At 60.8% G+C, this 19,016-nt stretch carries 20 protein-coding genes; 13 read left to right on the top strand and 7 right to left on the bottom strand.

Translation table 11 applies throughout. The features are described 5' to 3' along the window. Positions 1-70 precede the first annotated feature (70 nt). Positions 71-919, top strand: a complete 849-nt coding sequence (locus tag DWB67_RS06105; RefSeq protein ID WP_255418571.1) for a VacJ family lipoprotein — start codon at positions 71-73, stop codon at positions 917-919. Further along, positions 909-1,511, top strand: coding sequence for a phospholipid-binding protein MlaC (locus DWB67_RS06110; protein ID WP_370453572.1), 603 nt, complete (start codon positions 909-911; stop codon positions 1,509-1,511). Before DWB67_RS06105 ends, DWB67_RS06110 begins: the two co-directional genes overlap by 11 nt. A gap of 74 nt (positions 1,512-1,585) precedes the next feature. Here DWB67_RS06110 and DWB67_RS06115 read toward each other — a convergent pair whose 3' ends face one another. Beyond that, complete coding sequence (locus DWB67_RS06115) at positions 1,586-3,841, bottom strand: transglycosylase domain-containing protein (protein ID WP_119806652.1); 2,256 nt, start codon at positions 3,839-3,841, stop codon at positions 1,586-1,588. A 171-nt stretch (positions 3,842-4,012) separates the two neighbouring features. Between DWB67_RS06115 and DWB67_RS06120 the strand changes: the two genes are divergently transcribed. Then, on the top strand, positions 4,013-4,201 hold the full coding sequence (locus DWB67_RS06120; protein ID WP_119806653.1) for a hypothetical protein: 189 nt from the start codon (positions 4,013-4,015) through the stop codon (positions 4,199-4,201). A 4-nt stretch (positions 4,202-4,205) separates the two neighbouring features. Next, a complete protein-coding gene (locus DWB67_RS06125; RefSeq protein ID WP_119806654.1) occupies positions 4,206-5,537 on the top strand; it encodes an ammonium transporter in 1,332 nt (443 codons plus the stop codon). A gap of 126 nt (positions 5,538-5,663) precedes the next feature. Here the strand turns inward: DWB67_RS06125 and DWB67_RS06130 are convergent, their stop codons facing one another. Further along, the gene (locus tag DWB67_RS06130) at positions 5,664-6,665 is read right to left on the bottom strand and encodes a polyprenyl synthetase family protein (protein WP_119806655.1); all 1,002 of its coding nucleotides are present in this window, start codon (positions 6,663-6,665) and stop codon (positions 5,664-5,666) included. A gap of 75 nt (positions 6,666-6,740) precedes the next feature. On the opposite strand from DWB67_RS06130, the gene DWB67_RS06135 reads away from it, so the two are divergent. From DWB67_RS06135 to DWB67_RS06145, 3 genes are read left to right on the top strand one after another with little or no spacing between them, the layout of a single operon-like run. Continuing rightward, complete coding sequence (locus tag DWB67_RS06135; protein WP_119806656.1) at positions 6,741-6,950, top strand: DUF2007 domain-containing protein; 210 nt, start codon at positions 6,741-6,743, stop codon at positions 6,948-6,950. Next, positions 6,943-7,701, top strand: coding sequence for a tRNA1(Val) (adenine(37)-N6)-methyltransferase (locus DWB67_RS06140; protein WP_119806657.1), 759 nt, complete (start codon positions 6,943-6,945; stop codon positions 7,699-7,701). The genes DWB67_RS06135 and DWB67_RS06140 overlap by 8 nt, the downstream gene beginning before the upstream one ends. A 60-nt stretch (positions 7,702-7,761) precedes the next feature. Continuing rightward, positions 7,762-7,926, top strand: a complete 165-nt coding sequence (locus DWB67_RS06145; protein ID WP_119806658.1) for a YdcH family protein — start codon at positions 7,762-7,764, stop codon at positions 7,924-7,926. A gap of 73 nt (positions 7,927-7,999) precedes the next feature. On the opposite strand, the gene phbB is transcribed toward DWB67_RS06145, so the two are convergent. The 3 genes from phbB to DWB67_RS06160 all read right to left on the bottom strand — a co-directional run bounded on the left by phbB (position 8,000) and on the right by DWB67_RS06160 (position 10,920). After that, entirely contained in the window at positions 8,000-8,725 is a 726-nt protein-coding gene (phbB, locus tag DWB67_RS06150; protein WP_119806659.1) for an acetoacetyl-CoA reductase, read from the bottom strand. Positions 8,726-8,815: 90 nt separating this feature from the next. Beyond that, complete coding sequence (locus tag DWB67_RS06155; protein WP_119806660.1) at positions 8,816-9,988, bottom strand: acetyl-CoA C-acetyltransferase; 1,173 nt, start codon at positions 9,986-9,988, stop codon at positions 8,816-8,818. A 104-nt stretch (positions 9,989-10,092) separates the two neighbouring features. Next, positions 10,093-10,920 (bottom strand): EAL domain-containing protein, encoded by an 828-nt coding sequence (locus DWB67_RS06160; RefSeq protein WP_119806900.1) that lies wholly within the window; start codon positions 10,918-10,920, stop codon positions 10,093-10,095. An 84-nt stretch (positions 10,921-11,004) separates the two neighbouring features. Here DWB67_RS06160 and DWB67_RS06165 point away from each other — a divergent pair, with 84 nt between their 5' ends. Continuing rightward, positions 11,005-11,580 carry a DNA-3-methyladenine glycosylase I gene (locus DWB67_RS06165; protein ID WP_119806661.1) on the top strand — a complete coding sequence of 192 codons (576 nt, stop codon included), beginning with the start codon at positions 11,005-11,007 and terminating at the stop codon, positions 11,578-11,580. Here DWB67_RS06165 and DWB67_RS06170 read toward each other — a convergent pair. Continuing rightward, positions 11,558-12,106 (bottom strand): TlpA disulfide reductase family protein, encoded by a 549-nt coding sequence (locus DWB67_RS06170; RefSeq protein ID WP_255418573.1) that lies wholly within the window; start codon positions 12,104-12,106, stop codon positions 11,558-11,560. The two genes, DWB67_RS06165 and DWB67_RS06170, sit on opposite strands and share 23 nt — an antisense overlap. Positions 12,107-12,128: 22 nt before the next feature. Here DWB67_RS06170 and argH point away from each other — a divergent pair, with 22 nt between their 5' ends. The 4 genes from argH (at position 12,129) to DWB67_RS06190 (ending at position 17,450) form a co-directional block, all read left to right on the top strand. After that, complete coding sequence (gene argH / locus DWB67_RS06175) at positions 12,129-13,535, top strand: argininosuccinate lyase (protein ID WP_119806662.1); 1,407 nt, start codon at positions 12,129-12,131, stop codon at positions 13,533-13,535. Next, entirely contained in the window at positions 13,532-13,675 is a 144-nt protein-coding gene (locus tag DWB67_RS06180; protein ID WP_119806663.1) for an argininosuccinate lyase, read from the top strand. Before argH ends, DWB67_RS06180 begins: the two co-directional genes overlap by 4 nt. Further along, the gene (lysA, locus tag DWB67_RS06185; RefSeq protein WP_119806664.1) at positions 13,675-14,940 is read left to right on the top strand and encodes a diaminopimelate decarboxylase; all 1,266 of its coding nucleotides are present in this window, start codon (positions 13,675-13,677) and stop codon (positions 14,938-14,940) included. The genes DWB67_RS06180 and lysA overlap by 1 nt, the downstream gene beginning before the upstream one ends. Positions 14,941-15,011: 71 nt before the next feature. Continuing rightward, the gene (locus tag DWB67_RS06190) at positions 15,012-17,450 is read left to right on the top strand and encodes a DUF4175 domain-containing protein (RefSeq protein ID WP_370453573.1); all 2,439 of its coding nucleotides are present in this window, start codon (positions 15,012-15,014) and stop codon (positions 17,448-17,450) included. Positions 17,451-17,458: 8 nt separating this feature from the next. Here DWB67_RS06190 and DWB67_RS06195 read toward each other — a convergent pair whose 3' ends face one another. After that, positions 17,459-18,220: an MJ0042-type zinc finger domain-containing protein gene (locus tag DWB67_RS06195; RefSeq protein ID WP_182911506.1), complete on the bottom strand. Its 762-nt coding sequence runs from the start codon at positions 18,218-18,220 to the stop codon at positions 17,459-17,461. Positions 18,221-18,332: 112 nt separating this feature from the next. On the opposite strand from DWB67_RS06195, the gene DWB67_RS06200 reads away from it, so the two are divergent. Beyond that, complete coding sequence (locus DWB67_RS06200) at positions 18,333-19,007, top strand: cell division ATP-binding protein FtsE (RefSeq protein WP_119806666.1); 675 nt, start codon at positions 18,333-18,335, stop codon at positions 19,005-19,007. Positions 19,008-19,016: the final 9 nt, after the last annotated feature.

The raw sequence follows: 19,016 nt of genomic DNA on the forward strand, positions 1-19,016 counted from the left end.
TACGCCTTCATGCACCCTGATGAAAACCCAAGGGCTTGCCACAATAATGTGACGACCATATCACCACCCCATGCTTATGCCAGCCTGTCACGTCGTCTGTCATAATACCCGTAAGTTAGGATATCATTTGCGCCACACGATCCTGACCGTATTTGTTGCCCTGCCGTTTCTGGCAGGATGCGCATCCGCGCCTGTCCAGCATGACGGTATCACCATCAATGACCCCTACGAGGCGCAGAACCGTCGCGTGCACGCCTTTAACAAAGGGCTGGATTCGCATGTGATCGGGCCTGTCGCCAATCTGGCGCGCGGCAAGGATGATCCCGAAGCGGCCAGTGCGCCGGTGGACCCCGATGCGCCGATCGGGCCGCTGCAGATGGTTATCAATGCGGGCCGTAACCTGTCGCTGCCGGTAAAATCGGTGAACGGGGTATTGCAGGGCCGGCCCAAGAATGCGGGGCAGAACCTGTCGCGTTTCGCGATCAACAGCACGCTTGGCCTTGGCGGTATCTTCGATCCGGCGATGGACAGTTTCGGCATTGCCGAACGCGACACCGATTTCGGCGAGACGCTGGCCGTCTGGGGCGTCCCCGAGGGGCCCTATGTCGAACTGCCGGTTCTGGGGCCATCGACGCGACGCGATGCGGCGGGGCAAATGGTCGATCTGCTGATCGACCCGCTGTATCACCTGCTTCACGGACAGGACCGCGCGGTGGCCTTCGGACTGCGTGTCGCCTCAAAAGCCGGTGATCGGGCGCGGTTCGGGGACACGGTGGATGGTATCTTGCAGGGCAGTGCAGATAGCTATGCACAAACGCGGCTGATCTGGCTGATGAACCGCCGCCATGATTTGGGAGAAGAGCGTGCAGATTACGACCCCTATGACGATGCCGAGATTATCGACCCCTATGCGGACTAACCGGCGCGGGTTTATCGGGATGCTGGCCTGCGCGGGCGTTGCAGCCGTGTTGCCCTTCCGTCCGGCCCATGCGCTGGACGCCAACGGGGCAAGCGCGCTGATCGACAAGTCCCTGGGCGAGGTCTATCAGGTCATCAATTCCGGCCAGCCCCCCGCCGTGATGTATCAGCAATTCGAGGCGATCTTTGCCCGCTATGCCGATGTGGATGTGATCGCGCGTTCGGCCCTTGGGCCAGCGGCTCGCCAGACAGATGCAGCCACCTTCGCGGCCTATAAGCAGGCATTTCAGGGCTATATCGGTCGCAAATACGGCAAGCGTTTCCATGAATTCATCGGATCGAGGATCGAGGTGACGGGCGCGCGCCAGTTGAAAAGCTTCTATGCCGTGACCTCGGTCGCCCATCTGAACGGCCGCGCCCCGATGGAGGTCGAATGGCATGTGTCCGACAGGTCGGGCAAGGATCTGTATTTTAACATCATCATCGAGGGTGTGAATATGCTGGCAAGCGAGCGGGCCGAGATGGCCGCCATGCTGTCACGCCGCCGTGGCGATGTTGCGGCCCTGACTGCGGACCTGCGCCAAGCGGGCTGAACCTGTTTTCCCCGAACCGGATTGAAAAAGGGCACCCCAAGAGGTGCCCTTTTGTCGTTTTGTGAATGATCTTGTCAGTTGCCTGACAAGATCCCCTGCAAGGCGCGACTGAGCGCATCGTCCGAGCTGGATTCGCTGCTGTCGCCCGGCGTTGCGGCGGGGTTCGGGGACGACTGTCCATTGACGCCGTTCATCACACCCGCAAGTGCGGCGGCCAAGGGGTCATCGGGGGAGCCGCTGGTGACGACCTGCGGGGTCGTGCCGCCGCTGGACATGATGATGCCGCTGCCATCGGGCGAGACGGTCGAAAGCGCCAGTTCAGGCAGGCCTTCGTGGATTTCCGACATGACCGCCTGCCAGATCTCGGCGGGCAGGCCACCGCCGGTCACGCCGGTCAGGGGCTTGTTGTCATCATTGCCGATCCAGACGCCGGTCACATATTGTTCGGTGAAGCCGACAAACCAGGCATCGCGATAGCTGCTGGTCGTGCCGGTTTTACCCGCAGCCGGACGCGACCCCAGTTTGGCGCGGCCACCGGTGCCGGAATCAATGACCTGCTGCATCATATAGATCAACTGGCCTGCGGCGCGTTGGCTGATAACGCGTTCGCCAAAACCGCCGGTCTGACCCATCATGGGTTGGTCATCGCCCTGCATCTTAAGTTCGACCATGCCATATGGTGCGACCGATGTGCCGCCGTTGCGGATGCCTGCATAAGCGCCGGTCAGTTCCAGCAAGGTCGCCTCGGACGCGCCAAGGCCCAGTGACGGGCTGCGGGTCAGGTTGCTGACGATGCCGAAGTCATGGGCGACGCGGATGACCTGATCACGGCCCACAACCTCTTGCAGGCGGATGGTGGCAGTGTTCAGCGACCGTTTCAGCGCGTCGGTCAGGGTGACCTGTCCGTAATAACGGCGGGTATAGTTCTGGGGGGACCAGTTCTTGCCGCCCGGAATGCGGATGGTCAGGGGGCCGTCCTCGATCCGGTCGCTGGGGGAATAGCCTGCTTCCAAGGCGGCGGCATAGACGAAGGGTTTGAAGCTGGACCCTGTCTGGCGCTTGGCCTGGCTGGCGCGGTTGAAGGCCCCGTTTACGGTCGTATCGCGCCCGCCCAACATGGCGCGCACGGCGCCATCGGCGGACATGACGATGACAGCGGCTTCAGCTGTCGATCCTTCCTTGACCTTTTCATCAAAGACCCGCTGCAACGCACGTTCGGCGGCGCGCTGAATGCGCTGGTCGAAGGTGGTGGTGATTGTGACATCTTCGGTGGTTTCGCTGGTCAGGAAGCCCGGACCCGATTCCATCAGCCAGTCGGCAAAATAGCCACCTGCACGCGCTTTGGCCGCCTGCGACAGTTCAGCGGGATTGGCGCGGGCATCGGCCATTTCGGCATCGGTCAGATAGCCTTCCTCGTTCATCAGGCCCAGAACGACGTTGGCGCGTTCCTGACTACGGGCAAGGTTGGCGGTTGGCGCGTAATAGCTGGGGGCACGCAGTAGACCGGCCAGCATTGCCGATTCCTGTGCATTCACGTCGCTGGCAGGCTTGTTGAAGTAACGCTGGCTTGCAGCCTCGAACCCGCGGGCGCCGGCACCCAGATAGGAACGGTTCATATAGATGTTGAGAATGTCGTCCTTGCTGTATTTCGCCTCCATCGCGAAGGCATAGGGGACTTCCTTGATCTTGCGCCAGACGCCGCCCGAACGGCAATCGGCCTCGAACTCGGCCTCATTGGCAAAGCGGGTGGGATCGAAGGTTTCGCCCAGACACAGCAGTTTGGCGACCTGTTGGGTGATGGTCGAACCACCGTTTCCGTCTAGCGGCCCACGACCGGCCGCAAGGTTGATGCGGATAGCGCTGGCGATCCCGCGCGGGCTGACACCGAAGTGGCGCATGAAGCGGCGATCTTCGGTGGACAGGACAGCCTCTTTCAAAATCGGGGCAATCTTGTCGCTGTTCACGGCACCGAAGGTTTCCCCGCGCCATGCAAAGACCCGTTTGTCGCGGTCCAGCATGGTCACACTGCCACGGGCACGACCGTCGAACAGATCCTGTGCTTCGGGAAGGCTGATATAGAAATAGGCCGTGGCCGAGGCGATGATCAAAACGACCACCATGCCCAACCGCCAGATCGACCCCCAGATGATCCGCCAGGCCAGCACGACCAGTCCGGCAATGGCACCAAGAATGCCGCCGCTGCGGGGCTTGCGGTTGTTATGGCGCGTCACTTTACGCTTTTTCGCGCCGGTCTTGTTGTCCGAAAGGTTGCGCTTGTCGGCAACAGGACTTTTGCCCGTGCGGGTCGGGGTACCAGTGGGTCGTTTCATGCCTAGGATGCCTGCGTGTCTGCCATGCCGGTTGATCCGGCCAATATTCCCTCCAGCCTACAGCAAGATTGTCTGCAGGGGAATTGGGGTGACCAATCCGTGATAGGTCAAGGCGGAACCGCGCCGTGCCTTGGCGGGTACAGGTTTGGGCATGCTGCACAGGCTGAAGGCATGCACGGGCGATTCCCAGACAAGAACTGCCTGTTTCGCGGGCTTTTGCCCGAATTTGCGCCTTTGGAATGTGCATCCCCGTTTTCTGGCCGGATCAGGACTGCGCCAATCTTTGCCGATGCCGTGGAATTGCACATGAAAGGGGCGATGGCAGCCGGACCGGCGGCTGCGGCACGAAGCGAGGTTTAATCACATGAACAAGACCCTCCCGCTCATCGCGACACTTGCGACGCTGGCGGCGTATCCCGCAGCAGCGCAAGACGCCGCGGCGCCCGCGGAGGCGGCTGCTGCGGTTAGCGCGGATGTCGTCTATATTTTCAATACGCTGCTGTTCCTGATGGGCGGCTTTCTAGTGATGTGGATGGCCGCCGGCTTTGCCATGCTGGAAGCCGGTCTGGTCCGTTCCAAGAACGTGACGACGCAGCTGTTCAAGAATATTTCTTTGTTCGCGATTGCGGGCATCATGTACTGGATGATCGGCTATAACCTGATGTATCCGGGCGACTGGACGATCACCGGTGTGATCGGCGAATTGTTCAGCCCCAAAGGCATCGACCCCGTCGGCGCCGGTGTTGCCGATGACGGCTATTCGTCGGCCTCGGACTTCTTCTTCCAGCTGATGTTTTGTGCAACGACCGCATCCATCGTGTCCGGCACGCTGGCTGAACGCGTCAAGCTATGGCCCTTTTTGATCTTCACCGTGATCCTGACCGGCCTGATCTATCCGATCGAGGCAAGCTGGCAGTGGGGCGGTGGCTTCCTGTCGGAAATGGGCTTCTCGGATTTTGCAGGCTCGACCCTTGTTCACGCAGCTGGTGGTTTTGCAGCATTGGCAGGCGCGATCGTGCTGGGTGCGCGCACCGGCAAATACCGTCCCGACGGTCGCATGCAGCCGATGCCCGGTTCGAACCTTGCACTGGCAACATTGGGTACGTTCATCCTGTGGCTGGGTTGGTTCGGCTTTAACGGCGCATCGCAGCTGGCCATCGGTTCGGTCAATGATGCCGCAGACGTCAGCCGTATCTTCGTAAACACGAATATGGCCGCATCGGGTGGTGCTGTCGCCGCGATCATCGTGACGCAGCTGCTGTACGGCAAGATCGACCTGACGATGGTGCTGAACGGCGCGCTTGCCGGTCTGGTTGCCATCACGGCGGAACCTCTGACCCCTTCGGTTTTTGCATCCATCCTGATCGGTGGCGTCGGTGGCGGCATTGCTGTCTTCGTGGTTCCGCTGCTGGACAAGCTGAAGATCGACGATGTTGTCGGCGCGATCCCTGTCCACCTTGTGGCCGGTATCTGGGGCACGATGGTTGTTCCTGTCACCAACCCGGACACCAGCTTTGGCACGCAGGCCATCGGTGTTCTAGCCGTCGGCGGATTTGTCTTCGTGGTCAGCTTTATCGCATGGACGGTGCTGAAGGTGACGATGGGGATCCGCGTCAGCAAGGAAGCCGAAATCAGCGGCCTCGATATTTCGGAAATGGGCATGGAAGCCTATCCGGACTTCGTACAGGCCAAGTAATTCATGGTCTCTTCCCGGAGAGAGGGCGGGTCGCGCAAGCGGCTCGCCCTTTTTCATATTTCGGGGGGAACGAAAAACGCCCGGTCCTTTGCAGGGCCGGGCGTTGGTGTTCCGATGTCGCGGTTGTCAGGTGACGCGGCTGACAACGAAATCAGCCAGATCGGTCAGCATATCGCGGATGGGGTGGTCCGGCAGTGCCTGCAGTGATGTCTTGGCCTTGGCAGACCAAGCCAGCGCATCATCGCGGGCTACGTCCATCGCGCCGTGGCGGGCCAGCAGGTCCAGCGCATGTTCCAGATCACCGTCGCGCTGATCGCCCTTTTCGATGGTCCGCGACCAGAAGGTCCGTTCTTCGGCATCGGCCTTGGCCACGGCTTTGATGACCGGCAGCGTCAGCTTGCGTTCGCGGAAATCGTCACCGACATTCTTGCCGATGGTTTCTGTCGCCCCGCCGTAATCCAGCAGGTCATCGACAATCTGGAACGCGATCCCAAGCGCATCGCCATAATCGAACAGCGCCTGCACCTGATCGGCGGGGGCATTGCCGATGACGCCGCCAACCTCGGTCGCGGCGGAAAACAAGGCGGCGGTCTTGCCGCGCACGACCTGGATATAGATATCCTCGGTCGTGGCCAGATCCTGTGCGGCGGTCAGCTGCAGGACCTCGCCCTCGGCGATGGTGGCGCTGGCATTGGCCAGAATTTCCAGCGTCCGCATATTGCCGGGTTCAACCATCAGCTGGAAGCTGCGTGCGAACAGATAGTCGCCAACCAGCACGCTGGATTTATTGTCCCACAGCAGGTTCGCCGTCGGACGACCGCGCCGCTGGCTGCTTTCATCGACGACATCGTCATGCAGCAAGGTGGCGGTGTGGATGAATTCGACCGTCGCGGCCAGATGGATGTGATAGGGGCCGTCATAGCCGACCATCTGCGCCGCGGCCAAGGTCAACATCGGTCGCAGGCGTTTGCCACCCGCCTCGATCAGGTGGGCGGTCACCTCGGGGATGCGCGGCGCGTGGCGGCTGGCCATGCGGTCGCGGATCAAGGCGTTCACCGCCTCCATCTGCTGGCTTAGGGCTTCTGACAGCCGATCCAGTGGTTTGCGGACATTTTCCTGCAAAGTCATGGCATAATCCTGTATCTGCCACCCTGCATTGCCACGCCATCGACAATTTCGCAACCGCGCCTTAACGTCGCGTTCATGAAAGAGCTTTTTCGCAGCAATGATCCCGTCCGTATGTCCGCCGCTACCAGCCTGCTGGAGGCCGAGGGCATCAAGACCTTTCCGATGGACCAACATATGAGCGTGCTTGAAGGCTCGGTCGGGGTTCTGCCTGCGCGGCTGATGGTGGCGGACCGTGACGAATTCGTGGCCCGCGCCATTCTGCGCGACACCGGACTGGATGACTGACCACCGTATCGACGACTTTCTGGGCGGGCGGCTGCGGATTGCGCAGCCTGTCCGTGGCTATCGCGCTGGTGCCGATGCGGTGATGCTGGCCGCTGCCTGTCCCGCGCAAGCGGGAAAAACGGTGCTGGAACTGGGCTGCGGGGCAGGGGTGGCCAGTCTGTGCCTTGGATGGCGCGTGCAGGATCTGGCGATCACGGGGCTGGAACGGCACGAATGTTACGCCCGCCTTGCCCGTGAAAATGCGACCTTCAACCGTATCGCGATGCAGGTTGTTACCGGTGATCTGGCCAGCTTGCCCGCACCCCTGCGCGGGGCCAGTTTTGACCATGTTATTATGAACCCACCATATTTTCTGGCCGGCAAATTGGCCCCCGATGCAGGGCGCGCCGATGCAAGAACCGAGGCGACGCCGCTGGATCTGTGGATTGATACCGGTCTGCGGCGGCTGAAAACGGGGGGCTGGCTGACCATCATCCAGCGCGCTGATCGTCTGGACAATGTAATGGGTGCGCTGGCGGGGCGTGCGGGCGGCATCACCGTGCTGCCAATTGCTGCCCGTCATGGACGCGAGGCCGGTCGCGTGATCCTGAGTGCCCGCAAGGGTGCGCGCGCCCCGTTCCGGCTGTTGGCGCCTTTTATCCTGCACGACGCGATGCACCATCAGTCCAATGCGCAGGACATGACACTGCGGGCGCGAGGCGTGCTGCGCGATGGTTTGCCGATTCACGATAGGATTGCAAAAGTCTCGTGACAGAATCGCATAGGTATGTTGCAATCAACTTGTTCGAGGAACTATTCCAAGGAGGACGTGATGACAGTTGCTTCCCATGTCGAGGAGCTTCGCAAGAAACACCAACACCTGTCTGACGCCGTTGAAAAGGCGCAGAAAAACCCCGGAACCAGAGATCTCGAAATCGTCCAGATGAAGCGCGAGAAGATGCGCATCAAGGAACGGATTTCACGACTGGCCCACTAAGTGCTTTGAACAGTAACAGAATTACGAAAAGGCCCGAGCAAAATGCACGGGCCTTTTTAATCTGGCGGATGGATCAGGCGAAATACTGACCGCCATTCGCACTGATCGTCGATCCGGTGATAAAGCCCGAATCATCGGATGCCAGAAACAGCACCGCGCGGGCGACTTCTTCGGGTTCCCCTAGACGGCCAACTGGGATTTGCGGGATAATCCGTTCGTTCAGGACTTTTTCGGGAATGGCACGGACCATTTCGGTCCCAATATATCCGGGGCAGATGGCATTGACGGTGATGCCTGCGCGCGCACCTTCCTGTGCCAGCGATTTGGTAAAGCCAAGATCACCCGCCTTGGAGGCAGCATAATTGGCCTGTCCTGCCTGACCCTTTTGCCCGTTGATCGAGCTGATGGTGATGACCCGACCGAACTTGCGGTCCCGCATGCCCGACCAGACGCAATGCGTCATGTTGAAGACGCCGGTCAGATTGGTGTCGATCACCTCTTTCCATTGTTGCGGGGTCATCTTGTGGAACATGGCATCGCGGGTGATGCCTGCGTTGTTGACCAACACCTCGACCGGACCAAGATCGGCTTCGATCTGTGCAATGCCGGCGGCACAGGCGTCATAATCGGCAACCGACCACTTATAGGTTTTGATGCCGGTGTCTTCGGTAAATGCGGTCGCCGCGTCATCATTCCCGGCGTAATTGGCCGCAACGATATAGCCTGCGTCTTTCAGCGCCTTGCTGATCGAGGCTCCGATCCCCCTGGACCCGCCTGTGACCAATGCAACTTTCGACATGAAACCCCCTCATCAGACATTTATTATGTAATTATGATATTCAATCAATCCTGCATGCGCAACTAAGTTGCGTATGCAGTTCGGGGAAGGTTAGCGCTCAAGGCACATGGCAACACCCATGCCGCCGCCGATGCACAGGGTGGCCAAGCCCTTCTTGGCATCACGACGCTGCATTTCGAACAACAAGGTGTTCAGAACGCGGCACCCCGATGCACCGATCGGGTGACCGATCGCGATGGCGCCACCATTGACGTTCACGATGGCAGGGTCCCAGCCCATATCCTTGTTCACCGCGCAGGCTTGGGCCGCAAAGGCTTCGTTCGCCTCGACCAGATCCAGATCGCCAACCTTCCAGCCGGCTTTTTCCAGCGCCTTGCGGCTGGAAGGGATCGGGCCGGTGCCCATGATTGCAGGGTCCAGACCGGCGGTCGCATAGGATGCAATACGTGCCAGCGGGGTCAGGCCACGACGGTTTGCCTCATCCTCGGACATGACCATGACGGCGGCGGCGCCGTCATTCAGGCCGGATGCATTCGCCGCCGTAACCGTCCCGTCACGGGTAAAGGCCGGGCGCAGCTTCTGCATCGCTTCCATCGTGGCGCCGTGACGGATGTATTCATCCTGATCGACAACCGTTTCGCCTTTGCGGGTCTTGACGGTATAGGCGGCAATCTCGTCCGCGAAGCGACCGGCTTTCTGTGCCGCTTCTGCCTTATTCTGTGACGCGACGGCAAATTCGTCCTGCTGGTCACGGCTGATCTGCCATTTGTCAGCGACGTTTTCAGCCGTCTGGCCCATGTGGTAATTGTTGAAGGCGTCCCACAATCCGTCGCGTATCATCGTATCGATCATCTGCATATCGCCCATCTTCTGACCGGCACGCAGATAGGTGGCATGCATTGCCAGCGACATGCTTTCCTGACCGCCCGCAAGAACGATATTTGCGTCCCCCAGCATCACTTGCTGAGCAGCCAAGGCCACAGCACGCAGGCCCGAACCGCAGACCTGATTGATCAGCCATGCCGCTGATTCCTGCGGAAGTCCGGCGTTGATATGCGCCTGCCGTGCGGGGTTCTGGCCCTGTGCGGCGGTCAGAACCTGCCCCAAAATGGTTTCACTGATTTCAGCAGGATCAACACCGGCGCGGGCAACGACTTCTTTCAGGACGGCGGCACCCAGATCGTGCGCGGGGACATTTGCGAATGCCCCCATAAAGCTGCCGACTGGGGTGCGGGCAGCGGAAACGATAACGGCTTTGGACATGACGGGCTCCTTCCCTTGGTGCCGGACCGGCCGGCCTTCAGGGTCAGGATGCTGTTTAACGACGTAAGGTCAAGCGTTGTCGGATGACAGCTATTTGACTTTATTTAACGCACAGCCCGCGATGGCGGCTTTTTCCACGGCGGGGCAATGGTCGGCGCACCAAAGTAGTAACCTTGCAGACAGTCGATCCCCAGATCGATCAGAAAGCTGGCATCATCAGCCGTTTCGACAGATTCAGCGACCGTAAACATGTCGAAATGATGGGCGATGGATTGCAAGGCGCGGGTCAGGATCTGGTTGTCGGGATTTGCCGCGATCGAGCGGATAAACTGGCCGTCGATCTTGATCATATCAAAGCAGAAATCACGTAAGTATCGGAACGAGGTATAGCCCGCCCCGAAGTCGTCCAGTGCCAGACTGATGCCATAGCTTTGAACCTCGGCCATGAAACCCTGCACCTCGTTCGGCATTCCCATGGCCGAGCTTTCGGTGATTTCCAGAATCAGCCGTTCGCCCACCATCGGATCATCGAAAATGCCGCGACGCAGGGTGTTGATCCAGTCGGGATACTGAATCGAGCGTGCCGACATATTGATCGACAATCTTAACGAGGGGTCCTCGACCAGTGTTTTCAGTCCCAGCGACAAAGATAGGCAGTCGATCTTGCGGCCCAGTTCGGTTGTTTCTGCCTGCGGCATGAAATCGCGCAACGGAACAAGCCTGCCGCTGTCGTCGATAATGCGGATCAACCCTTCGTAAAACGCGGGCACCTTGGTGCTTTGTGATTGTACGATCGGCTGGAAGGCCAGTACCGCGCTGGCCTTTTCCACCGCGATTGTCACCGCCGACAAAGTAATGCGATCCTGAAATTGGATCGCATCTTCCAGCGGCGAACTGTTGTTCTTGAATCTGTCGCTCACGGCGCGCCCCATCTCTGTCAGCTCTGCTTGCAGTCTGCGCATGATGACTTAATCTGGCATGAATCGTCAGGGGCTTTTTCAACTTAGGGTTAACGGATGCTTTCTCGGTGCAGCTGGTGCGGAAGCGATCCGTTATATGTCGATTATCACGATACCGACTGGGGCGTGCCGGAATATGACAGCCGTGCCTTATGGGAAAAGCTGGTGCTGGACGGGTTTCAAGCGGGGCTTAGCTGGATCACCATTTTGCGTAAACGTCCGGCATTCCGGCAGGAATTCGACGGGTTCGACCCCGCGCGGGTCGCGCTGTGGGATGATGACCGCATCGCCCGTGCATTGACCAATCCGGGCATCGTGCGTCACCGTGGCAAGATCACTTCGACTATTCGCAGCGCCCGCCTGTTTCTGCAGATCGAGGCGGATCAGGGCTTCGCGCCTTGGTTGTGGTCCTTTGTCGGTGGTGCGCCGATCCAGAACGCATGGCCGGATATGGCCAGCGTGCCGACAGACACACCCGAATCACATGCGATGTCCAAGGCGTTGAAGAAGCGCGGTTTCAATTACTGCGGGCCGGTGATCACCTATGCCTTCATGCAGGCGACGGGGATGGTGAACGACCACATCACCCCCTGTCACCGGCATGACGCGGTCAGGGCGTTGTCAGCTGGGTAATCAGCGTCTTGGCCGTATCCGAATCCCATTCGGCATCGCCCAGGTAGCGGGCAATTTCATTACCTTCGCGGTCGATCAGCACAGAAACGGGAAGACCGACGACCCCCATGTCGCGGGAAATCATCTGGCGCGGGTCCAGCAGGACAGGCAGGTTTTCCACGCTGACTTCGTCAAAAAACGCGGAAATGCGTTCAGGCGCATTGCGGCCGGTGGCGATTGTGACCACCTGAAAATCATCGCCGCCCAGTTCGGATTGCAAACGGTCCAGCGCGGGCATTTCCTCGCGGCAGGGGGCGCACCATGTCGCCCAGAAGTTCACAAGGATGACTTTTCCCCGATAATCGGCAAAAGTGTGGGTGCCGCCGTCGGGGTCGGTAAATTCTTTTTCGCTGATTGGCGCGGCATCCTGCACGACCACCAGCTTTTCCAAACCGTTGTCTTTGGCAGCCTGCCAATCTGGCGTTTGTGCAAAGGCGGTGTTTGCACCGAAAACAAGTGCCGTATAAAGCAGGGCGTAACGCAGCATGTGACCTCCGAAGGACTGACAAATGACCGACCGGCCCGACAGCACTGATGCCGCCAACAGCATGTGGGGCGGGCGCTTTGCCGCCGGACCCGATGCGATCATGGAGGCGATCAACGCCTCGATCGGTTTCGACCGACGGCTTTACGCCCAGGATATCGCGGGCAGCCGGGCCCATGCCGCCATGTTGGCAGCCCAAGGCATCATCAGCGATAACGATGCGACAGCGATCAGGGAAGGCCTGCTCACCGTCTTGTCAGAAATTGAGGGCGGAGATTTCCCGTTCAAGACCGCGCTCGAGGACATTCACATGAATGTCGAGGCACGGTTGAAGGAAATTATCGGCGAACCTGCGGGCCGTTTGCACACGGGCCGGTCGCGCAACGATCAGGTTGCCACCGATTTCCGCCTGTGGGTCCGCGACCAATGCGACGCCGCCATCAGCGGTTTGCGCGCCCTGATCGGGTCCGCGATGACGCAGGCCGAGGCTGGCGCCGATTGGGTTATGCCCGGCTTTACCCACCTGCAAACCGCCCAGCCGGTCACATGGGGGCATCACATGATGGCCTATGTCGAAATGTTCGGGCGCGATCTGTCGCGGTTTCAGGATGCGCGCAACCGTATGAACGAATCACCCCTTGGCGCAGCGGCGCTGGCAGGCACCGGTTATCCCATCGACCGCCACGCCACCGCGCAGGCACTTGGGTTCGACCGTCCTATGGCCAACAGCCTTGATGCCGTCAGCGACCGTGATTTCGCGTTGGAGTTCCTGTCGGCGGCGTCCATTTGCGCCGTCCACCTGTCGCGTCTGGCCGAGGAATTGGTGATCTGGTCATCCGCCCAGTTCCGCTTTGTGTCGATGTCGGACAAATGGTCCACCGGTTCGTCGATCATGCCGCAAAAGCGCAACCCCGATGCCGCCGAACTGATCCGTGCGAAAATTGGCCGTATCTTGGGCGCGACGGTCGCGCTGTTTACGGTGATGAAGGGCCTGCCCTTGGCCTATTCCAAGGATATGCAGGAAGACAAAGAACAGGTCTTTGACGCCGCCGACCACCTGAGGCTGGCGTTGGCTGCCATGTCGGGGATGCTGTCGGACCTGACCGCCAATACGGATAAACTGGAGGCCGCGGCCTCGACCGGATTTTCCACCGCGACCGATCTGGCCGACTGGCTGGTGCGCGAATTGGGTCTGCCGTTCCGCGATGCCCACCATGTCACCGGATCGCTGGTGGCGATGGCCGAAGACAAAGGCATTGATCTGCCTGACCTGACGTTGGCCGATATGCAGTCGGTTCATGCCTACATTACACAGGACGTGTTTAACGTTCTGGGCGTCCATAATTCGGTCGCTTCGCGCCAAAGCTATGGCGGGACCGCGCCTGATCAGGTGCGCGCCCAGATCGCCCGCTGGAAGGAGAAACTGGCATGATCATTCGCCTGTCCCTGTTGGCCGTCATGGCGCTGTCCGCCTGTGGCGTTGACGGATCGCCCGTACGTCCGGCGCAAAAAGCCGAAAGCGGTGTCACCATCAGCGGCGATGCCCGCGTTGGCGTCTCGGCGCAGTTGTAATGGACCATTTCCTGTATCAGAACGGCGAATTGCATGCCGAGAATGTCCCCTTGTCGCGCATCGCGGCCGAGGTCAGTTCCCCTGTTTATGTCTATTCCGCGGCCACTCTGGCCCGCCATTTCGGCCTGTTCCGGCAGGCGCTGGACTGGACCGACCATCTGGTCTGCTTTGCGGTCAAATCGAATTCCAATCTGGCTGTGCTAAAGCTGATGGGCGATCTGGGCGCGGGCATGGACGTGGTGTCGGGCGGGGAATATCTGCGTGCCAAGGCTGCAGGCGTTCCCGGTGACCGCATCGTGTTTTCGGGCGTCGGCAAGACGGTTGCTGAGATGGCCTTGGCCATTCGCGGCGGCATCCGCCAGTTCAACGTCGAATCCGAACCGGAAATGCGCGCATTGTCGGCTGTGGCCGAAGGGCTGGGCGTGACGGTTCCGATTGCCATCCGCGTCAACCCTGACGTCGATGCCAAGACGCATGAAAAAATCGCAACTGGCAAATCGGAAAACAAATTTGGTATTCCGATTGCCCGCGCCCGCGAAGTCTATGCCGAGGCTGCAACCCTGCCGGGCCTTAAGGTTGTTGGCGTTGATGTGCATATCGGCAGCCAGCTGACCGATCTGGAACCGTTCCGCGACGCTTATCTGAAGGTGGCCGAACTGACCCACACCCTGCGCCAAGACGGTCATACCATCACCCGCCTTGATCTGGGGGGCGGTTTGGGCATTCCTTACCGCCGCGACAACAATGCGCCGCCCTTGCCGCTGGAATACGGTCAGGTCATCCGCGACACGGTCGGTGATCTGGGATGTGAGATCGAGATCGAACCGGGCCGGAATATCGTCGGCAATGCGGGTGTTCTGCTGAGCGAAGTCATCTATGTCAAAAACGGCGAGGATCGTGATTTCCTGATCGTCGATGCCGCCATGAACGACCTGCTACGCCCTGCGATGTATGGCGCACATCATGACATCGTGCCGCTGGTCGAACCTGCGGTCGGGGCAGGGGTCCAGTCTTATGACGTGGTGGGACCGGTCTGCGAATCGGGTGATACCTTCCAGAAGGGGGCACAACTGCCCGCCATGCAGGCAGGTGACGTGATCGCCTTCCGGTCAGCGGGGGCATATGGGGCCGTAATGGCCTCGGAATACAACTCGCGGCCCTTGGTCCCCGAGGTGCTGGTCAATGGCGATCAATTCGCCGTCATCCGTGCACGTCCGACGTTTGAGGAAATGCTGGCGCGGGATAGCATCCCCGAATGGCTTTGATCCGATCTCAGGATAAAACCGAAAGGCCGGGGGCTGTCTGCCCCCGGACCCCCGAGGATATTTCCCCACGAATGAGCCGGGCGGGCCAGCGCGCGCTGACTCTGACACGATGGGGGATGAACTGGGAACGTCTGATTACCGCCTTCTTGCCTCTGGTCGTTTTGCTGTGCGTGGGTTTTGCGGCGCTTTTGCTTGGTGGCGTTCAGGCAATGCCCTTGGCGGTTCTGCCGTGGATTGCGGGGATTTGGCTGGTTCTGGTTATTGCTGCCGCAATCATTGGCGGTCTGCGCTTTCATCGGGTGCATCTTTCCGATGCCCTGCTGCGGTTGGACCGGACCTTGCCGGGGCGGCCTTTGACAGCGCTTTCCGACCGCGCGGCCATCGGTGGCGAAGGGGCGCTGTGGGCGGCGCATCTGGCGCAAATGCAGGCGGCGTCCCGACATGCCCGCGCTGTTCCCCCCGATGCCGATCTGGCGCGGCGTGACCCTTTTGCACTGCGGCTGGCCGGATTGGTTGCTGTTGTAATGGCGCTGATTTTTGGCGGTATCGGCCAGATGGGGCAGGGGATCGGAGCCATCGCCTCGACCATATCCCCCCGCAACACTGCCCAAGCCGCTGTTCAGGGCGGCCCTGCATGGGAAGGCTGGGCCGAGCCGCCCGCCTATACCCGCCGCCCCGCCATCTATCTGAACGCCATGCCCGAGGGCGAGGTTCTGGAACTGCCCAAGGGCAGCCTCCTGCAATTCCGTCTTTATGGGGGGGACGGCACGGTCCAGCAGGATATCGGCCAGCTGCAGGGCGATGATCCGCAGGCACCGGTCTTCCGCGCCGAAAAATCCGGCAGCGTGCAGGTCATGGACCGCCGCTTTGATCTGACGGTGCTGGAGGATCATGCCCCCGACGTCGCTTTGGGCCAAGCGGCTGCACGCCGCGCTGACGGGCGGATGATACAGGATTTTACCGCCAGTGACGATCACGGCGTGATCAGCGCCGATGCGGTCATTGATCTGGATCTGGCCAAGGTGGACCGCCGCTTTGGTCTGGCCATCGATCCCGACCCGCGCGATCCGCTGGATCTTCCATTGCCGGTCCAGGGCCGCAACCGCCAGCAGATCCAGGGGCAATTGGTACAGGATCTGTCCCGCCATCCTTGGGCGAACCTGCCGGTCAAAGTGACGTTGAAAGCAGTGGACGGGATCGAACAGGTCGGCCAATCGGCCCCGCGCGCAACGGTTCTGCCGGGGCGGCGGTTCTTTAATCCGCTGGCGGCCTCGCTGGTCGAAATGCGCCGCGATCTGCTGTGGTCGCGCGACAACGCCCGCCGCAGCGCCGAGATTTTGCGCGCCTTGACGTGGCAGCCTGACGGTTTTGTCGCCGATGATCTCTATGCGGAATTGCGTATCGCTGTGGACCTGTTGGAATCGGGTGATCTTCCCGCCGAAGCCCGTGACCGTCTGGCCGAAACCTTGTGGCAATCGGCCATCCAGCTTGAGGATGGGGGTCTGTCCGATGCTTTGCAGGCCATGCGCGACGCGCAGGAAAAGCTGTCCGAGGCTATTCGCAACGGCGCCAGCCCGGATGAAATCCAGCAGTTGATGGACCAGCTGCGTCAGGCCACGCAGGATTACACCGGCATGCTGGCCGAACAAAGCGAAGCGCAACAGGCTGACAGCCCCGATCAGGGGCAGGAAGAAGGCCAGCAGATCACCGGCGACCAGATCCGCCAGATGACCGAGGAAATCCAGCGCCTGATGAACGAGGGCCGCATGGCCGAGGCTGAACAGCTGCTGGACCAGTTCAACCGCATGATGGAAAACCTTCAGGTCCGCCAGTCACAGGGCCAGCAGGGCGAAGGGTCCGAAGGCAGCCAGTCGATGAACCGTCTGGCCGATACCCTGCGCGACCAGCAGCGCCTGTCGGACGAAGCCTTCCGCGAAGCGCAGCGCCAGTTCCGCGAAGGCCGGACCGAAGGCGGCAACGGTGATCTGGCCGACCGCCAGCGCGCCCTGCGTGAAGATCTGGAACAGCAGCGCGGTTTATTGCCGGGGCAGGGATCGGAGCGCGGGGATGAGGCCCGCCGCCAGCTGGATCAGGCCGAACGCGCGATGGAAGATGCCGAACAAGCGCTACGCGAGGGCGATGAAGGTGGTGCGCTGCAACGTCAGGCCGATGCGATCCAGTCGATGCGCGACGGCATGCAATCCATGGGCGATATGCTGGCCGAACAGGGACGTCAGGCGCAAGATGGCCAGCAGGGGGAAAACGGTTACGAAGGTCAGCAACCCGGTCAAAGCCCTGGCGGGCAGGACACCGGCGGCGCAGATGAGGGCCAGCAGGGCCGTGATCCGCTTGGTCGGCAAAACGCCAGCCGCAGCGAATTGGGCGAAGGGGGGCCAAACCCCGCATCGCGCGCATTAGAGCTGTTGGAAGATATCCGCCGCCGTATGGGCGATCCGTCGCGGCCGAAGGATGAACTGGATTATCTGGACCGGCTGCGCAGCCGGTTCTAAGGACGCGATCAGCTGTCGGGGCGTGAAACCTGATCGGCCAGCCACAGCCGCGCCTGATCCACACCGGCCCGCATTTGTGTTAGCTGTCCGGACAATGGCGCATCCTGAGCCGCCAGTTTGGGCGTGGCCACGTAAAGGCCGATACAACAGGCCGCGACCAGCAATGACAGGGCAAAACCGGTGCGATATCCGTCGCGCGGAGGTTGCGCCACCGCTGCTGGCGCTGCGGGCTGGATGACCTGTTCAGGGGCCGGTTGCGCTTGCAGAACCTGCGGCTTGGGGGCCGGAATGGGGGCACGGGCGGGCAGATGCCGGATGACGCTGGGCGATTTCTGCGCAAAATCGGGGATCACGCGCGGTTTCTTGCGCGCAGGCTCGGCGGGCAGGGTCACTGTGGTGGCGGGCCAGTCGTTATCCGACAAATCGGGCAAGACTGCTTTGGCGGGTTCGGGCTTGGGGGGGGCGGGGTTTGCCTCGGCCTCGCGCTGGCGGCGTTCGTGCTCTACCTCGTCGCGCAGGATATCAAGGATATCGGGGGAAAGACGCTTGCTGGCGGGGGGCAGGGGCAAGGGGGCTGCAGTATCCCCGTCACCATTCCCCGTGGTGAAAGATGCCAGATCCAGCGGGCCCGCGTGGATGACAGGGCGTCGGGCGTGCCAGACATGGTCGCAGCGGTTGCATTCGACTTCACGACCGGCGACGGGAATGGCATCCTGCGGCAGCACGTATTCCGCGCCACAGCCGGGACAGTTCAACCTAAATTCAGCCATGCCACCCTCGCAATCGTCTTGTGGCTGTTCTATCAAGCGAAGGTCCGGCTTCCAAGACGCGCCGGACGCAATGTCCCGCATAAGACGGGCTGAAACGGAAAAGAGGTGGCGCTTGATCGAGATGCGGGATGTCGGATTCGGCTATCACGGCGGGGCCGAGCTGTTGTCGGGAATGACGTTAAGTCTTCAACCGGGCATGTTTCATTTCCTGACCGGACCGTCAGGGTCTGGCAAGACGACGCTGTTGCGTCTGTGTTATGCCGATCTGCTGCCGACGGCAGGGCAGATGACGGCCTATGGACATGAACTGCGCGACCTGTCGCGCGACGATATTGCGGATTTGCGCCGTCGTGTCGGGGTGGTCCATCAGGAACCGCAGTTTCTGGACCATCTGCCTGTCGCGGAAAACATCGCCCTGCCCTTATCCATCGCGCACGAGCCGGTGGATATGGATGCCCTGCGCGACCTGCTGGGCTGGGTGCAACTGTCGCAACATGCACGCGCCTTGCCGCCGTCGCTGTCGGGCGGTGAACGCCAGCGGGCTGCATTGGCGCGCGCGGTGATCCTGTCGCCCGATGTGGTTCTGGCGGATGAGCCGACCGGCAATCTGGACTGGGATATGTCGATGCGGCTGATGCAATTGCTGATAGAGCTGAACAAATCGGGCAAGACCGTTCTGGTGGCGACCCATGACCTGAACCTGATCCGCGCCACCAAGGCGCAGGTAACGGCGCGGGTTCTGCGGATCTCGGGCGGGAACTTGCAGTTGGCGGGGGCTGATTTGTGAAACGGGGCA

This window comes from Paracoccus sp. JM45 (genome assembly GCF_003590715.1).
GTDB lineage: Bacteria > Pseudomonadota > Alphaproteobacteria > Rhodobacterales > Rhodobacteraceae > Paracoccus.

What these genes read in the sequence shown, in the direction of transcription:
- DWB67_RS06180 (WP_119806663.1), top strand. Translation starts at nt 13,532, where the DNA reads ATGATCATTCGCCTGTCCCTGTTGGCCGTCATGGCGCTGTCCGCCTGT.
- DWB67_RS06135 (WP_119806656.1), top strand. Translation starts at nt 6,741, where the DNA reads ATGAAAGAGCTTTTTCGCAGCAATGATCCCGTCCGTATGTCCGCCGCT.
- DWB67_RS06155 (WP_119806660.1), bottom strand. Translation starts at nt 9,988, where the DNA reads ATGTCCAAAGCCGTTATCGTTTCCGCTGCCCGCACCCCAGTCGGCAGC.
- DWB67_RS06190 (WP_370453573.1), top strand. Translation starts at nt 15,012, where the DNA reads ATGAGCCGGGCGGGCCAGCGCGCGCTGACTCTGACACGATGGGGGATG.
- DWB67_RS06145 (WP_119806658.1), top strand. Translation starts at nt 7,762, where the DNA reads ATGACAGTTGCTTCCCATGTCGAGGAGCTTCGCAAGAAACACCAACAC.
- DWB67_RS06140 (WP_119806657.1), top strand. Translation starts at nt 6,943, where the DNA reads ATGACTGACCACCGTATCGACGACTTTCTGGGCGGGCGGCTGCGGATT.
- DWB67_RS06195 (WP_182911506.1), bottom strand. Translation starts at nt 18,220, where the DNA reads ATGGCTGAATTTAGGTTGAACTGTCCCGGCTGTGGCGCGGAATACGTG.
- DWB67_RS06105 (WP_255418571.1), top strand. Translation starts at nt 71, where the DNA reads ATGCTTATGCCAGCCTGTCACGTCGTCTGTCATAATACCCGTAAGTTA.
- DWB67_RS06165 (WP_119806661.1), top strand. Translation starts at nt 11,005, where the DNA reads ATGCTTTCTCGGTGCAGCTGGTGCGGAAGCGATCCGTTATATGTCGAT.
- DWB67_RS06160 (WP_119806900.1), bottom strand. Translation starts at nt 10,920, where the DNA reads ATGGGGCGCGCCGTGAGCGACAGATTCAAGAACAACAGTTCGCCGCTG.
- DWB67_RS06125 (WP_119806654.1), top strand. Translation starts at nt 4,206, where the DNA reads ATGAACAAGACCCTCCCGCTCATCGCGACACTTGCGACGCTGGCGGCG.
- DWB67_RS06130 (WP_119806655.1), bottom strand. Translation starts at nt 6,665, where the DNA reads ATGACTTTGCAGGAAAATGTCCGCAAACCACTGGATCGGCTGTCAGAA.
- DWB67_RS06110 (WP_370453572.1), top strand. Translation starts at nt 909, where the DNA reads ATGCGGACTAACCGGCGCGGGTTTATCGGGATGCTGGCCTGCGCGGGC.
- DWB67_RS06170 (WP_255418573.1), bottom strand. Translation starts at nt 12,106, where the DNA reads ATGCTGCGTTACGCCCTGCTTTATACGGCACTTGTTTTCGGTGCAAAC.
- lysA (WP_119806664.1), top strand. Translation starts at nt 13,675, where the DNA reads ATGGACCATTTCCTGTATCAGAACGGCGAATTGCATGCCGAGAATGTC.
- DWB67_RS06120 (WP_119806653.1), top strand. Translation starts at nt 4,013, where the DNA reads ATGCACGGGCGATTCCCAGACAAGAACTGCCTGTTTCGCGGGCTTTTG.
- phbB (WP_119806659.1), bottom strand. Translation starts at nt 8,725, where the DNA reads ATGTCGAAAGTTGCATTGGTCACAGGCGGGTCCAGGGGGATCGGAGCC.
- argH (WP_119806662.1), top strand. Translation starts at nt 12,129, where the DNA reads ATGACCGACCGGCCCGACAGCACTGATGCCGCCAACAGCATGTGGGGC.
- DWB67_RS06115 (WP_119806652.1), bottom strand. Translation starts at nt 3,841, where the DNA reads ATGAAACGACCCACTGGTACCCCGACCCGCACGGGCAAAAGTCCTGTT.